This is a genomic window from Azoarcus olearius, assembly GCF_001682385.1.
GTDB lineage: Bacteria > Pseudomonadota > Gammaproteobacteria > Burkholderiales > Rhodocyclaceae > Azoarcus > Azoarcus olearius.
The window spans coordinates 1077261-1091767 of the sequence record NZ_CP016210.1 but is presented as its reverse complement, the minus strand read 5'-3'; the positions used below and the strand labels follow the sequence as shown (position 1 = coordinate 1091767).

The 14507-nt window shown below is 66.4% G+C and carries 13 protein-coding genes; 1 reads left to right on the top strand and 12 read right to left on the bottom strand.

Annotated elements, in window-relative coordinates; all coding sequences use genetic code 11:
• Positions 1-54: 54 nt before the first annotated feature.
• The 11 genes from dqs_RS05190 to dqs_RS05140 all read right to left on the bottom strand — a co-directional run bounded on the left by dqs_RS05190 (position 55) and on the right by dqs_RS05140 (position 12446).
• Complete coding sequence (locus tag dqs_RS05190) at positions 55-1773, bottom strand: cation acetate symporter (RefSeq protein ID WP_065339858.1); 1719 nt, start codon at positions 1771-1773, stop codon at positions 55-57.
• Positions 1770-2078 carry a DUF485 domain-containing protein gene (locus dqs_RS05185; protein ID WP_065339857.1) on the bottom strand — a complete coding sequence of 103 codons (309 nt, stop codon included), beginning with the start codon at positions 2076-2078 and terminating at the stop codon, positions 1770-1772. Before dqs_RS05185 ends, dqs_RS05190 begins: the two co-directional genes overlap by 4 nt.
• A 175-nt stretch (positions 2079-2253) precedes the next feature.
• Entirely contained in the window at positions 2254-3738 is a 1485-nt protein-coding gene (locus dqs_RS05180) for a sensor histidine kinase (protein ID WP_065339856.1), read from the bottom strand.
• On the bottom strand, positions 3713-4399 hold the full coding sequence (locus dqs_RS05175) for a response regulator transcription factor (protein ID WP_011764709.1): 687 nt from the start codon (positions 4397-4399) through the stop codon (positions 3713-3715). The genes dqs_RS05180 and dqs_RS05175 overlap by 26 nt, the downstream gene beginning before the upstream one ends.
• Positions 4400-4684: 285 nt before the next feature.
• The gene (gene groL, locus dqs_RS05170; RefSeq protein WP_011764708.1) at positions 4685-6334 is read right to left on the bottom strand and encodes a chaperonin GroEL; all 1650 of its coding nucleotides are present in this window, start codon (positions 6332-6334) and stop codon (positions 4685-4687) included.
• Positions 6335-6382: 48 nt separating this feature from the next.
• Positions 6383-6673 carry a co-chaperone GroES gene (groES, locus tag dqs_RS05165; protein ID WP_011764707.1) on the bottom strand — a complete coding sequence of 97 codons (291 nt, stop codon included), beginning with the start codon at positions 6671-6673 and terminating at the stop codon, positions 6383-6385.
• Positions 6674-6884: 211 nt separating this feature from the next.
• Positions 6885-7679 (bottom strand): ABC transporter ATP-binding protein, encoded by a 795-nt coding sequence (locus dqs_RS05160; protein ID WP_065339855.1) that lies wholly within the window; start codon positions 7677-7679, stop codon positions 6885-6887.
• A 1-nt stretch (position 7680) separates the two neighbouring features.
• The gene (locus dqs_RS05155) at positions 7681-8571 is read right to left on the bottom strand and encodes an ABC transporter permease (protein ID WP_065339854.1); all 891 of its coding nucleotides are present in this window, start codon (positions 8569-8571) and stop codon (positions 7681-7683) included.
• Between the two features lie 75 nt (positions 8572-8646).
• On the bottom strand, positions 8647-9618 hold the full coding sequence (locus tag dqs_RS05150; protein ID WP_065339853.1) for an ABC transporter substrate-binding protein: 972 nt from the start codon (positions 9616-9618) through the stop codon (positions 8647-8649).
• A gap of 87 nt (positions 9619-9705) precedes the next feature.
• Positions 9706-11433 (bottom strand): autotransporter assembly complex protein TamA, encoded by a 1728-nt coding sequence (locus dqs_RS05145; protein WP_065339852.1) that lies wholly within the window; start codon positions 11431-11433, stop codon positions 9706-9708.
• A gap of 11 nt (positions 11434-11444) precedes the next feature.
• Positions 11445-12446: a class 1 fructose-bisphosphatase gene (locus tag dqs_RS05140; RefSeq protein WP_065339851.1), complete on the bottom strand. Its 1002-nt coding sequence runs from the start codon at positions 12444-12446 to the stop codon at positions 11445-11447.
• A 177-nt stretch (positions 12447-12623) separates the two neighbouring features.
• On the opposite strand from dqs_RS05140, the gene dqs_RS05135 reads away from it, so the two are divergent.
• Positions 12624-13874 carry a D-amino acid dehydrogenase gene (locus dqs_RS05135; RefSeq protein ID WP_011764701.1) on the top strand — a complete coding sequence of 417 codons (1251 nt, stop codon included), beginning with the start codon at positions 12624-12626 and terminating at the stop codon, positions 13872-13874.
• Positions 13875-13891: 17 nt separating this feature from the next.
• Here the strand turns inward: dqs_RS05135 and dqs_RS05130 are convergent, their stop codons facing one another.
• Positions 13892-14380: a bacteriohemerythrin gene (locus dqs_RS05130; RefSeq protein ID WP_065339850.1), complete on the bottom strand. Its 489-nt coding sequence runs from the start codon at positions 14378-14380 to the stop codon at positions 13892-13894.
• Between the last annotated feature and the right edge of the window lie 127 nt (positions 14381-14507).

The following is a 14507-nucleotide window of genomic DNA, read 5'->3' as shown; positions in this document are numbered from 1 at the left end:
GGATCTCCGCTTTTTCTTTCCACATGGGCCCGGCGCTAACCGGGCCCTGCCTGCTTAGTGGGCCGAAGCCGCAGCCGCACCGATACCGGTTTCGGAACGCACCGACTGGGCAAGGTAGCCTGCACGGTCTTCCTTGGCGCGGGCGCTGTTGTCCAGGATGGAGAACAGCCAGATGCCGAGGAAGCCCGCCGCCATCGAGAACAGGGCCGGCGAGGTGTAGGGGAACAGCGCCGAACCCTTCGGGTTACCCAGCGTGGCTTCCCACACCGAGGGCGACACGACGGTCAGCCCGACGGCAGTGATCAGGCCGAGGAAGCCGCCCCAGCATGCGCCGCGGGTGGTGCAATCCTTCCACAGCACCGACATGAACAGCACCGGGAAGTTGGCCGAAGCCGCGATCGCGAAGGCCAGCGACACCATGAAGGCGATGTTCTGCTTCTCGAAGGCGATGCCCAGCACAACCGCGATGACGCCGAGGCAGATCGTGGTGATGCGCGAGACACGCAGTTCGGCAGCCGAATCCGCGTTGCCGTTCTTGAACACCGTGGCGTAGAGGTCATGCGACACCGCCGAGGCACCGGACAGCGTCAGGCCCGCCACCACCGCGAGGATGGTCGCGAACGCCACCGCCGAGATGAAGCCGAGGAAGATGTTGCCGCCGACCGCGTTGGCGAGGTGGATCGCCGCCATGTTGCCACCGCCGAGCAGGCCGCCCTTGGCATCGAGGAACTGCGGGTTGGTGGACACCAGCACGATCGCGCCGAAGCCGATGATGAAGGTCAGGATGTAGAAGTAGCCGATCCAGGTGGTGGCCCAGAACACCGACTTGCGGGCTTCCTTGGCGTCCGGCACGGTGAAGAAGCGCATCAGGATGTGCGGCAGGCCAGCGGTACCGAACATCAGCGCCATGCCGAAGGAGATCGCCGAGATCGGGTCCTTGATGAACGAGCCGGGACCCATGATCGCCTGGCCGAGGGTTGCAGCCTCTTCCGGCGTCTTGCCGGCAGCCGTGGCCACGCCAGCCTTCACTTCAACTGCGGCGGCAAACAGCTTTTCGGGCGAGAAGCCGTAGTTCAGCAGCACCATGAAGGCCATGAAGCTCGCACCGCCGAGCAGCAGGCAGGCCTTGATGATCTGCACCCAGGTGGTCGCGGTCATGCCGCCGAACAGCACGTAGACCATCATCAGCGCGCCGACGATGACCACAGCCATCCAGTACTCCAGGCCGAACAGCAGCTTGATGAGCTGGCCGGCACCGACCATCTGCGCGATCAGGTAGAAGGCCACCACGACCAGCGTGCCGGAGGCAGCGAAGGCGCGGATCGGGGTCTGCTTGAAGCGGTAGGCGGCCACGTCGGCGAAGGTGAACTTGCCGAGGTTGCGCAGGCGTTCCGCCATCAGGAAGGTGATGACCGGCCAGCCGACCAGGAAGCCGATCGAGTAGATCAGGCCGTCGTAGCCGTTCATCATCACCGCGGCGGAAATACCGAGGAAGGACGCCGCCGACATGTAGTCGCCAGCGATGGCGAGGCCGTTCTGGAAGCCGGTGATGCCGCCGCCCGCGGTGTAGAAATCAGCCGCGGATTTGGTCTTGGCAGCTGCCCACTTGGTGATGAACAGGGTCGCCACGACGAACACCGCGAACATGATGATCGCGGTCCAGTTGGTGGCCTGCTTCTCGGCCTGGCCGAGATCGGCGCCTGCCGCGAACGCCGCGACAGACAGGGTGGCGAGCGCGAGGCCGCCGGAAATACGGGCGAAACGACCGATCATTTGCCGCTCTCCTTCACGATGTCCTGGGTCAGCGCATCGAACTCGGCGTTCGCGCGGCGGACGTAGATGCCGGTGATCACGATGGTGAACACGATGACGCCGAAGCCTACGGGGATGCCCAAGGTCATCACGCCTTCGCCGATGCGCTGGTGAAACAGCTCCTTGTCGAAGGCGATGATGGCCGTGTAGCCGTAGTAGACGATCATCATGATCGCGGTGAGCAGCCAGCCGAAGCTGGAACGGGCGCTGGTGAGGCGCTGGTACTTCGGATTTGCGACGATTTTTGCTACCAGGTCGTCTTGCATGTCTCCCTCCTTTAACGCTATTGGTCGGGCCGAGCTTGCGCCCGGACCAGGCCAAGTTAGCGGCGGAGACTTACGACGTGCTTACGCCTAGCAACAAAAGTTGTTGTACAACAATACCTTACAGAATTCTTAAAATCCACCTGATGGATTAATAGATTTTATTTATTATTCCACCTTATCCAAGCGGAAAGAAGTCGCCGTGTATAGATGGTGGGGCGGGATGGTGAGTGCGGGGAAAGACCACCTGGGCCAAGGTTCCCTGCCCCGCGGGATTGGGGCTGAGGGTGACGGCGGCCCGATGCAGTTCCGCGATTTCGCGCACGATCGGGAGTCCCAGCCCGGAGCCGTCAGCACCGCTGCCGAGCACCCGGTAGAAACGCTCGAAGACGCGCTCCCGGTCGGCCTCGGGGATTCCCACGCCCGTGTCCTCCACCTCCAGGATGGGGGCGCCAGCCACCCGGGTCCGCGCAGTCACGCTGCCCCCGGCCGGGGTGTATTTGATCGCGTTGTCGACCAGGTTCTTGACCAGTTCGCGCAGCAGCACACTGTTGCCTTCCACCTGTAGCACCTGGCCACTGCTCTCCACGCCGAGATCGATTCCCTTCGCCAGCGCACGCGGAAACAGCTCCTGCGCCACTTCCCGGACAACGGCTTCGAGATCGACCGGCTCCACCGTATACAGCTTCTCGAAGCTCGCCTCGGCCCGCGCAAGCGACAGCAGCTGGTTGATGAGGTGGCTCGCGCGGTCGGCGCTGTCCGCGATGTGGGTGAGCGAGGCGCGCAGTTGTTCGGGATCGTTCTCGAGCAGCGCGAGGTCGGTCTGCATCTTCAGCCCGGTCAGCGGGGTGCGCATCTGGTGGGCCGCATCGGCGATGAAACGCTGTTGCGCCTGCAGGTTCTCCTCCAGCCGCGCCATCATGTCGTTGAACGCAACGATCAGCGGCCGCACCTCTTCCGGCACGCTCGCCGGAACGATGGGCGAGAGGTCGGTAGGACGCCGGCGCCGGATCAGGCTCTGCAGGCGATTGAGCGGCGCGATGCCGCGCGTCAGCCCGACCCAGACCAGCACGACGGCCAGCGGAATGATCGCGAACTGCGGCAGCAGCACGCCGGTGACGACGCGCGAGGCAAGGTCAGAGCGTTTGTTGCGTGTCTCCGCCACCTGCACCAGCACCAGCGGGCTGGCCGGCTCGGGCCAGGCCTTGAGGAACTGATAGGCGACCCGCGCCTCCTCGCCGTGGATCACCTCGTCGCGGAACAGCACCTCCTCCGCCAGCAGCCGCGGAGGTGGCGGCACCCAGGGTATTTCGCGGTCGCCGGTCAGGGTCTCGCCCGACTGGTTCGCCACCTGGTAATACACCGCGTCGTCCTGGTCGGCGCGGAAAAACGCGCGCGGCGGGCCTGGAAACTGCACAGAGATCTCGCCCCCCTCGACCACCACCAGCCGCGCCAGCGAGCGCACGCTGTCCGCCAGCGCGCGATCGTAGGGCTGGTTGGCAATGTTGTCGGCCACGTTATGGGTGACGATGATGGAGATCGGCCACAGAAACAGCAGCGGCGCGAGCATCCAGTCGAGGATCTCGCCGAACAGCGAGTTCGGCTGGCCGGGAACGCGACGGCCGGCGCTGTTCCGGTCAGACTTTTTGCGTCGGGGCCGCATCGGGGTTTTCCAGGCAATACCCCAGCCCGCGCACGGTCACGATGCGCACCCCGCTTGCCTCCAGCTTCTTGCGCAGGCGATGAACGTAGACCTCGATGGCGTTGCTCGATACCTCTTCGCCCCAGCCGCACAGGTGATCCACGAGTTGGTCCTTGCTGACCAGGCGCCCGACACGCAGGATGAAGACCTCGAGCAGGCCGATCTCACGCGCCGACAACTCCACCACCTGACCGCAGATCTTTACCACGCGGTCGGCCTGGTCGTAGCTCAGGTTCCCCACTTCGATGCAGCGCGGCTGCCCGGTGCCGCGCCGCGTCAGTGCCCGCACCCGCGCCTCGAGTTCCGGCAGCGCAAAGGGCTTGGTCAGGTAATCGTCGGCCCCCGCATCGAGCCCGCGGACACGGTCCTCGACGCCATCCTGCGCAGTGAGGATCAGCACCGGCAGCGCGGACTTGCGCGCCCGCAGCCGTTTCAGCACTTCGATGCCGGGCAGGCGCGGCAGGCCGAGGTCGAGGATCAGCAGATCGAAAGGCTGCGACGCCACCGCGGTGTCGGCTTCGGCGCCATTGCCCACGTGATCCACCGCGTACCCCCCGCGCTTGAGCGCCCGCACGATGCCGTCGGCAATGACGGGGTCGTCTTCCGCCAGAAGAATGCGCATAGAGCTTTGGATGTAAGTTGCGTGTAAGCGGATCCGCCTAAGGTGCGTTCCGCTGTTCTCCTTTTACTCGGTCTTCGGGAACGCCGCGCCGTCCGGTTTGCGACGTTCCAGGGAGTCGATCGTCCTGCGACGACTCCCTGCCGCCTTTTTTCCCTCGCAACGATTATCCCACGTCAGGCCGCATGCGCCCATGCCCGCCTGTGCCGCGCCGTAAACGACAACGGCCCCGCCGAAGCGGGGCCGTCGAACTGCGGGTGGCGGCAACCGCCGCCACCGGACTGGGCATTACATACCCATGTCCATGCCGCCCATGCCACCCATGCCGCCCATGCCCGGCATGCCGCCGGCGGGCTTGTCTTCAGCCAGCTCGCCGACCATGCAGTCGGTGGTGAGCATCAGGCTGGCGACGGAAGCAGCGTTCTGCAGCGCGGTGCGGGTCACCTTGGTCGGATCCAGCACGCCCATCTCGACCATGTCGCCGTACTCGCCGGTAGCGGCGTTGTAGCCGAAGTTGCCGGAGCCTTCGACAACCTTGTTCACCACCACGGAAGCCTCGTCGCCGGCGTTGGCAACGATTTCACGCAGCGGCTGCTCCATCGCGCGCAGCACGATCTTGATGCCGGCGTCCTGGTCGTGGTTGTCGCCCTTCAGACCGGCCAGGCTGGCGCGGGCACGCAGCAGCGCAACACCGCCGCCGGGGACGATGCCTTCTTCCACCGCAGCGCGGGTGGCGTGCAGGGCGTCTTCCACGCGGGCCTTCTTTTCCTTCATTTCGACTTCGGTGGCGGCACCGACCTTGATCACCGCAACGCCGCCGGCCAGCTTGGCCACGCGCTCTTGCAGCTTTTCACGGTCGTAGTCGGAGGTCGCTTCCTCGATCTGCACGCGGATCTGCTTGACGCGGGCTTCGATGCGCGAGGCTTCGCCGGCGCCGTCGATGATGATGGTGTTTTCCTTGCCGATCTCGATGCGCTTGGCCTGGCCGAGGTCCTGCAGGGTAGCCTTTTCGAGGGTCAGGCCGACTTCTTCGGCGATCACCTGGCCACCGGTCAGGATGGCGATGTCTTCGAGCATGGCCTTGCGACGGTCGCCGAAGCCCGGGGCCTTGACGGCGCAGGTCTTGAGGATGCCGCGGATGTTGTTCACCACCAGGGTGGCGAGCGCTTCGCCGTCGACGTCTTCAGCGATGATCAGCAGCGGACGGCCGGCCTTGGCGACTTGTTCCAGCACCGGCAGCAGGTCGCGGATGTTGGAGATCTTCTTGTCGAACAGCAGGACGAACGGGTTTTCCAGGATGGCAACCTGCTTGTCCGGGTTGTTGATGAAGTAGGGCGACAGGTAGCCGCGGTCGAACTGCATGCCTTCGACGACGTCCAGCTCGTTGTTCAGCGACTTGCCGTCTTCGACGGTGATGACGCCTTCCTTGCCGACCTTCTCCATCGCCTGGGCGATGATGCCGCCGATGTCGGCGTCGGAGTTGGCGGAGATCGAACCGACCTGGGCGATTTCCTTGTTGGTCGAGCAGGGCTTCGACAGCTTCTTCAGTTCTTCGATGGTGGCGACGACAGCCTTGTCGATGCCGCGCTTCAGGTCCATCGGGTTCATGCCGGCGGCGACGAACTTCATGCCTTCGCGGACGATGGACTGGGCCAGCACGGTGGCGGTGGTGGTGCCGTCACCGGCGATGTCGGAGGTCTTGGAAGCGACTTCCTTGACCATCTGCGCGCCCATGTTCTCGAACTTGTCCTTCAGTTCGATTTCCTTGGCGACGGACACGCCGTCCTTGGTCACGGTGGGGGCGCCGAACGAGCGCTCGAGCACCACGTTGCGGCCCTTCGGGCCCAGGGTCACCTTGACGGCGTTGGCCAGCACATTGACGCCGGCAACCATGCGTTCGCGGGCGGAATCGCCAAACTTGACTTCTTTAGCAGCCATTCTTCAACTCCTTGAATTCGGGGATGGGAATCAGAACCGGCGGGAGGCTCAGGCCTCGACCACACCCATGATGTCTTCTTCGCGCATGACGAGCAGCTCTTCGCCCTCGACCTTCACGGACTGGCCGGCGTACTTGCCGAACAGCACCTTGTCGCCGACCTGAACGGCCATCGGGCGGACCTTGCCGTCGTCCAGGATCTTGCCGTTACCGACCGCCAGGACTTCGCCCTGGTCGGGCTTTTCGCCCGCGGAGTCGGGGATCACGATGCCGCTGGCGGTCTTGCGTTCGGCTTCCAGACGCTTGACGATCACGCGATCATGCAAGGGACGAATCTTCATGGATCTCACTCCTTCTTTTCGATTCAACTGACAACACGGGCAGCGCCCGCAGAATGAAATTCGCTGGTGGCCGCGGCATCGCCGCGACTGTTAGCACTCGCTGCCAACGAGTGCTAATAATAGGGACGGCGGATGGCGATTTCAAGTACGGGAATATCGATATCTGCGCGCGCCCTGCCGACGGCAGCAGGGCGCACGCTGCGGCGGCCGCTCAGCCCAGCAGCAGCGCGTCGTCGTCCAGCTTTTCGCCGCGCACGCGCTCGAACATTGCCAGCAGATCGGTGACATCCAGGCCTTCACGCTCCTTGCCGGAGACATCGAGCACCACGCGCCCCTGATGCAGCATCACGGTGCGTTCGCCCACGTCGAGCGCCTGGCGCATGCTGTGGGTTACCATCATCGTCGTGAGCTTGTGTTCGGCGACGATGCGGGCCGTGAGCTGAAGCACGAAATCGGCGGTACGCGGATCGAGCGCCGCGGTGTGCTCATCCAGCAGCAGGATGCGCGACGGCCGCAGCGCGGCCATCAGCAGGCTCACCGCCTGGCGCTGACCACCGGACAGCAGCCCGATGCGATCCGACAGGCGGTTCTCGAGACCCAGCCCCAGCGTGGCCAGGTGCGCCCGGTAGGCCTCGCGCCGCGCGCCCTTCACCGCGCGCCCGAATCCGCGCCCGCTGCCGCGCAGATCGGCCAGCGCCATGTTCTCCTCGATGCTGAGGTCTTCACAGGTGCCCGCCATCGGGTCCTGGAACACCCGCGCGACGCGGCTCGCGCGCGCCCACACCGGCTGTCGGGTGACGTCCTTGCCGTCGATTTCGATGACGCCGCGATCCACCGCCATGTCGCCGGACACGGCGTTGAGGAAGGTCGATTTGCCGGCTCCGTTGGAGCCGATCACGGTGACGAACTGGCCGCTCGGAATCTCGAGCGACAAGCCACGCAGCGCACGCGTTTCGATCGGCGTGCCGGCGTTGAAGGTCATGTGAAGATCCTGTGCGCGCAGCATCTCAGCTCCCCTTGCGGCCGGGCAGGCGGCGCTTGGCCATCGGCAACACCAGCGCCACGGTTACCAGCGCCGCGGTCACCAGGTTGAGGTCCTGCGCCTGCAGGCCGATGAAGTCGCTGTTGAGCGCCAGCGCGATGAAGAAGCGGTAGACGATGGCGCCGGCGATCACCGCCAGCGTGGCGAGAACCAGCTTGCGCGAAGGCAGGATGCTTTCGCCGACGATCACCGCGGCCAGCCCGATCACGATCGTGCCGACCCCCATCGAGATGTCCGCCCCGCCCTGGGTCTGCGCGAACAGCGCACCGGCAAGCCCGACCAGCGCATTCGACAAGGCCATGCCGCCCAGCAGCATGCGCCCGGTATTCGCCCCCTGGGCGCGCGCCATGCGCGGATTGGAGCCGGTGGCGCGCATCGCCAGTCCGAGTTCGGTGGTAAAGAACCAGTCGAGCCCGAGCTTGGCCACCACCACCACGCCCACCAGCAACAGCGGCCGGAACACATAGTCGGCAAGCGACTCCGGCTGCAGCAGCGCAAACACGGTCGGCTCGGTGATCAAAGGCACGTTGGGCCGCCCCATCACCCGCAGATTGATCGAGTACAGCGCGATCATCACCAGGATGCTGGCCAGCAGGTCCATGATCTTCAGGCGCACGTTCAGCCAGCCCGTCAGCAGACCCGCGAGGGCCCCGGCGAGCGCCGCGGCCGCAGTGGCAACGAAGGGATCGTGGCCGGACGCGATCAGCGTGGCGGCCACCGCGCCGCCGAGTGGAAAGCTGCCGTCTACGGTGAGGTCCGGAAAACGCAGCAGGCGGAAAGAGATGAAAACGCCCAGCGCGACCAGGCTGAAAATCAGCCCGATCTCGAACGCGCCGAGCAGGGTATAGAGCGACATCTTGGAATACCGGGAGGGATGATCCGCGCCTCCCGCGCGCCGGTGCGGCGCAGCGGAAGCGCGAACGGGAAGGTCTTATTCGATGATTCTGGCGGCCGACTTCAGCAACTCGTCCGACAACTGCACGCCCTGCTTCTTCGCCGCGGCGGGATTGACGAACAGTTCGAGCTTGGAACTGGTCTCGGACGCCATGGCGCCCGGCTGTTCGCCTTTGAGGATGCGCACGACCATGCGCCCGGTCTGCTCGCCGAGGTCACGGTAGTTGATCCCCACCGCCGCGATCGCGCCACGCTTGACGCTGTCGGTGTCAGCGGCAACCAGCGGAATCTTGGCGTCGTTGCCGACCTTGACGAGCGACTCGTAGGCCGAAACCACGTTGTTATCGGTGTTGGTGTAGATCACGTCGACCTTGCCGGTGAGGCTGCGCGCCGCAGAGCCGACGTCGACCGAGCGCGGCGCGGCGGCCTCTACCAGGCTCATGCCGTGCTTGGGCAGCAGCTCCCGCAGCGCCTTCACCACCACGACCGAGTTGGCCTCGCCCGGGTTGTAGACCATGCCGACGCGCTTGGCCGCGGGCACCACGCGACGGATCAGCTCGACCTGCTTGTCCAGCGCCAGCATGTCCGACACGCCGGTGACATTGCTGCCCGAGGGCCCCATGCCCGGCACGAGCTGCGCGGCCACCGGATCGGTGACGCCCGAATAGACCACCGGCACCTGCTTGGTCGCTGCCACCACCGCCTGCGCCGACGGGGTCGCGATCGCGACGATGACGTCCGGCTGGTCACCAACGAACTTGCGCGCGATCTGGGCCGCCGTGCCGGTGTTGCCCTGGGCGCTCTGATACTGCCACCTGAGATTCTTGCCGTCCTCGTAGCCGGCCTTGGCGAGCGCGTCCTTGACCCCATCGCGCACCGCATCGAGGGCCGGATGCTCCACGATGGCGGTCACGGCGACCGACTTCTGCTGGGCGGCGACCAGGGTGGCGAACGGCAGGCACAAGGCCAGCGCGGCAAGCATGCGGGCGGCGGGCTTGATCAGCGACATGGGACGCTCTCCTCGTTGGAATGATGGCGGCCGCAAACGGGTGGAGCTACGGCCGAGGGCGCGAGTGTAACCCGAGCCGCCTGTCGCTCAGAACGCGATGGCGACACCGAAATGCAGACGGAGACGCCGCTCCTCCTGCGACCATGCGAGATCGGCCGCAAGCGGCCCCGCGGGGCTGCGCCAGCGCGCCCCCACCCCGTAGCCGACCTTGGGGTCGAAGCCGCGCCGATCATCGGCCGCATCGCCCGCATCGACGAAAAAGGCGCTCCCCCACTGCGGCCTGAACCAATGCACGTACTCGGCGCTGGCCACGCCCAGATAGCGGCCGCCGACCACCGCGTCGCCCTCCCGCACGCCCAGGCTCTGGTAGGCGTAACCGCGCACCGTCTGCGCGCCGCCAGTACGGAACAGGAAGTCCTGCGGGATACCCTGGCGCGAGGGCGCGAGGGTGACGCCTCCTTCGAGGCGCAGGATGAGGTTGTCGGTGTCGCCGACCGGCTGGTAGCGCACGAAGCGGCTGTAGAGCCGGACGAAATCCTGCTCGGCGAGCGCGATGCTGCTGCCGCCCCCGACCTGGAACTCCAGCACGAAACCGCGGCGCGGGTCGAGCAGGTTGTCGACCGCGCGGCGCGTCCAGGTCCAGTTGGCGGTAAGGGTGTCGTGCTCGGTCGCCTTCGCGCCGTCGGGCCGCAGCTCCTCGTGCTGGTAGCGCAGTGCGATACGCGTTTCGATATCACCCCGCACCGTGCTCCGGGCCACGCCAACCGCCTGGGTGGACAGGCGCAGGCCCTCGAGGTCGCTGCGTTCCATCAGCGCGCCCACGCTGTCGCGATGACGCACGTCGCGCGGCGGCAGAAAGACGTCCGCATAGGCGGACTGGCGCCGCTGCTCCAGCCGCAGCCCGGACACCAGCTCCCACGCGCGGCCAAAAAGGTTGGCGTCGCGAAAGCTGCCTTCGACGCGGTAGCCGGTGTTGCTGGAAAAGCCCACACCGAACCCCACCCGCCGCGGCAGCGCCTCGCTGACCTGCACCCGCACCGGCACCGCGGCGGCGCGCGCAGGATCTGCCTCGACGTCCACCACCACCGAGGCGAAATACGGCGCGTTCTGCAAGGACGTCTGGAAGACCAGCAGCAGGTCGCGGTCGTAGAAATCGCCCGCCTGCAAGGTGCTGTAGCGCGCGACCAGGTCGGCCGGAAGATGCTCCAGGCCGCGCACGTCGAGTTCGCCCAGACGAAAGGCGGGGCCGCTATCGACAGTGACGGCGAGCCCCACCGCGGCGTTCTCCGGATCGACTTCGGCACGGCTCGCGGTGATGCGCGCCGCCGCGTAGCGGCGCCGGCTCACCTCATCGATCAGGCTGCGCTTGGCGTCGTCCCAGTCCGCCTGCCGGAACGGCTCGCCCACCTGCAGGCTCCACGCCCTGCGCAACTCCTCGACACGTCCGGCCATCGCCGGGTCGTCGCCGAGTTCGCCTTCGAAGCCAAGTTCGACCGCAGCCACGGTGGTTCGCGGGCCGGGATCGACGCTCAAGCGCCAGCGTTCCCCGCGGTCCACCGTGATCTCGGGGGAAAAATAGCCTTCGGTGGCCAGCAGGTCGGCCACTTCCTTGCGCGTGCGGCGTACCAGCGCCCGACGATCGGCCGGGTCCTCGGGCCGCAGCGCGTCATCGCGCAGTGCCCGCACATGCTGTTCGAGCAGCGGACGCAGGCGGTCGGGAACGTCGAGTTCGATCTCCAGCGGCGACTGCGCGCCCGCCACACCCGCAGCACACAGCAGCACGACCGCTGTGGCGAGGCGCAGGCTGCAGCGCACCGCTGGCCCCGTCAGGACTCGCAGTGATAGGCGGTCACACGCTCGACCTCGTTGCGCGAACCGAGGATCACCGGCACACGCTGGTGAAGCTTGGTCGGCATCAGGTCCAGGATGCGCTCGCGCCCGGTGGTGGCCGCGCCGCCGGCTTGTTCCACCAGCATTGCCATCGGATTGGCCTCGTACATCAGGCGCAGCTTGCCGCCCTGCGCGCGGCACTTCTCATCGAGCGGATACATGAAGATGCCGCCACGGGTGAGGATGCGGTGCACGTCGGCCACCATCGACGCAACCCAGCGCATGTTGAAGTCCTTGCCGCGCGGGCCGGTCTTGCCCGCCTGGAGTTCGCCCACGTAGCGCTGCACCGGCTCCTCCCAGAAGCGGGCGTTGGAGGCGTTGATCGCGAACTCGTGGGTGTCGTCGGGAATGGTCATGAAGGGCTGGGTGTAGATGAAGCTGCCCATCTCGCGGTCCAGCGTAAATGCATGCACGCCGTGGCCCACGGTGAGCACCAGCTGGGTCGACGGTCCATACACCGCATAGCCCGCAGCGACCTGCTCGCGGCCCGGCTGCATGAAGCTCTGCTCGGTCGGCTCGGCCTCGCCTTCGGGAAAACGCAGCACCGAGAAGATGGTGCCGACCGAAATGTTGACGTCGATATTGGACGAACCGTCGAGCGGATCGAACAGCAGCAGATAGCCGCCCTTCGGATAGTCGAACGGGATCTGGTGCACCGTCTCGACCTCTTCGGACGCCATCGCCGCCAGGTGCCCGCCCCACTCATTGGCCTGTAGCAGGATTTCGTTGGCAATGACGTCGAGCTTCTTCTGCGCTTCGCCCTGCACGTTGTCGGTGCCCGCCTCGCCCAGCACGCCGGCCAGCGCGCCCTTCGAGACATTGACGCTGATCGCCTTCACCGCGCGTGCGACGACCTCGATCAGCAGACGCAGATCGGCCGAGACGCGCCCTGCACGCTGCTGCTCGATGAGGAATTGGGTAAGTGTCACACGACGCATCGATGGCTCCCTTGCCGATGAATGATCAGAAACCGCCGGATTATCCCGCTTCCGCGTGAGATACGCACGGTCCGCCTCGCCCCAGGGTGGGCACGGGGCGTTATGATGACTGCCTTCCGCGGAACTCGCGCCTCTGTCTTTGCTCGTAGTGGAGCACTCCGACTAGACGACCCCCCTATGCATGTGATGGTTCTCGGCGCCGGCGTCACCGGCGTCACCACCGCCTGGTATCTGCGCCAGGCGGGCTTCGAGGTCAGCATCGTCGACCGTCAGCCAGCCCCCGGCATGGAAACCAGCTTCGCCAACGGCGGACAGATTTCGGTCAGCCATCCGGAGCCGTGGGCCAATCCCTCCGCACCCTTGACGGTACTGCGCTGGCTGGGGCGCGAGGACGCGCCGCTGCGGTTTCGTCCTCACGCCCAGGCCGCGCAATGGCGATGGGCGCTGTCCTTCCTGCACGAATGCCTGCCCTGGCGCAGCCGCCGCAACACTGCGGCCATTGCCGCGCTGGCGATGGACAGTGCCCGGCGCCTGCGCGAGCTTCGCGAGACGGCCGCCCTGCACTATGACCAGCGGCAGCGCGGCATACTCCATTTGTTCTACAACCGCAGCAGCTTCGCCTCCGTGGCGGCGAGGGTGCGCGAACTGCAGCATTTCGGGATGGATGTGCGCGCATGCTCGGCGGCCGAATGCGTAGCAATCGAGCCGGCGCTCGGTCACGTCGCATCCACGCTGCGCGGCGGGCTCTACGCGCCGGACGACGAATCGGGCGACGCACATCTGTTCACCCAGGCGCTGGCGGAGCGCCTGCGCGAAGACGGCGTGCGCTTCCACCTCAATACGCGGATCGAACGCCTCTCGCAGACGGGCGGGCGGATCGACGGGGTGGAGGTGCGCGACGAGGCCGGCCGCACCGGCATCCTGCTCGCTGATCATTACGTGCTGTGCCTTGGCAGCTACGGCACGGCACTGATGGCGCGGCTGGGCGTGCGCCTGCCGATCTACCCGGTCAAGGGCTATTCGCTGACCGCAGCGGTGATCGCGCCGGAGCGGGCGCCGGAAGTGAGCCTCACCGACGAATCCCGCCGCATCGTGTGCTCCCGCCTGGGTGACCGCCTGCGGGTCGCGGGCACCGCGGAACTGGACGGCTTCAATACTGCGCTGCGTCCGGAGCGGGGGCGGATGCTGGCCGACTGGCTGAACAGCCGCTTCCCGGGTGCGATCGACCCGGCGGCGGCGACGCTATGGGCCGGCCTGCGCCCCGCCACGCCCGGCAACGTACCGCTGATCGGCAAGAGCCCGTTCGAGCGCCTCTGGTACAACACCGGCCACGGCACGCTCGGGTGGACGCTGGCCTGCGGTTCGGGCGCCGCCACTGCCGACCTCATCGCCGGCCGGCGGCCGACGCCGCGTTTTCCGTTCCGCTGAGTCTCGCTCGGCGGGAATCAGGCCACCGCGCTGGGAGCGGGCGCCGAGGAGCACGCACACGGGCCGCTGGCAGCATCGCCGCACCCCTCTTGGCGCCCTTCGATAAAAGCCTCGCGCTCGACATCGAAGCCGATGGTCTGCAGGTGGAAAGCCAGCGCCGCATCCATGCCATTGACGTGATTTTCGAACCACGGCGGCAGTTCCTCGACGAGGCGACGGCCAAGGAAAGCGTCGCCGCGCGCCGCGCGCTCGCGGACATCGCGCATCACGGTCAGTACGCGATCGTGCTCGGCACGGTGGCAACCGGGAAAGTTCACCTGCTCCATCCAGCGGTTTTCCTGGTCGAAATGCGCCTCGGTGTGAACGATGAAGGCGTCGAGGCGGTTGATGAAATCCTCCGCCTCCGAAGCCGCCAGCAGGTTGTACAACTCGACGAATTCGCGATGGGTGGTGTCCATCCGGCCCAGCCCGAGTGCAAGTTGCTCACCCCATTCCATCTGTTGCATTCCGTTTCTCCAATGTGCCGCCGTCCGCCGGCTGGCTCGTTTTATACGGCCCGCGCCTCGCGGGCGCACTGATGCGTATCAAGAAGCAGCGCCGTCCGCGCCGCCACTGCAACGGCAGCGTCACCTT

What these genes read in the sequence shown, in the direction of transcription:
- dqs_RS05190 (WP_065339858.1), bottom strand. Translation starts at nt 1,773, where the DNA reads ATGATCGGTCGTTTCGCCCGTATTTCCGGCGGCCTCGCGCTCGCCACC.
- dqs_RS05185 (WP_065339857.1), bottom strand. Translation starts at nt 2,078, where the DNA reads ATGCAAGACGACCTGGTAGCAAAAATCGTCGCAAATCCGAAGTACCAG.
- dqs_RS05180 (WP_065339856.1), bottom strand. Translation starts at nt 3,738, where the DNA reads ATGCGGCCCCGACGCAAAAAGTCTGACCGGAACAGCGCCGGCCGTCGC.
- dqs_RS05175 (WP_011764709.1), bottom strand. Translation starts at nt 4,399, where the DNA reads ATGCGCATTCTTCTGGCGGAAGACGACCCCGTCATTGCCGACGGCATC.
- groL (WP_011764708.1), bottom strand. Translation starts at nt 6,334, where the DNA reads ATGGCTGCTAAAGAAGTCAAGTTTGGCGATTCCGCCCGCGAACGCATG.
- groES (WP_011764707.1), bottom strand. Translation starts at nt 6,673, where the DNA reads ATGAAGATTCGTCCCTTGCATGATCGCGTGATCGTCAAGCGTCTGGAA.
- dqs_RS05160 (WP_065339855.1), bottom strand. Translation starts at nt 7,679, where the DNA reads ATGCTGCGCGCACAGGATCTTCACATGACCTTCAACGCCGGCACGCCG.
- dqs_RS05155 (WP_065339854.1), bottom strand. Translation starts at nt 8,571, where the DNA reads ATGTCGCTCTATACCCTGCTCGGCGCGTTCGAGATCGGGCTGATTTTC.
- dqs_RS05150 (WP_065339853.1), bottom strand. Translation starts at nt 9,618, where the DNA reads ATGTCGCTGATCAAGCCCGCCGCCCGCATGCTTGCCGCGCTGGCCTTG.
- dqs_RS05140 (WP_065339851.1), bottom strand. Translation starts at nt 12,446, where the DNA reads ATGCGTCGTGTGACACTTACCCAATTCCTCATCGAGCAGCAGCGTGCA.
- dqs_RS05135 (WP_011764701.1), top strand. Translation starts at nt 12,624, where the DNA reads ATGCATGTGATGGTTCTCGGCGCCGGCGTCACCGGCGTCACCACCGCC.
- dqs_RS05130 (WP_065339850.1), bottom strand. Translation starts at nt 14,380, where the DNA reads ATGCAACAGATGGAATGGGGTGAGCAACTTGCACTCGGGCTGGGCCGG.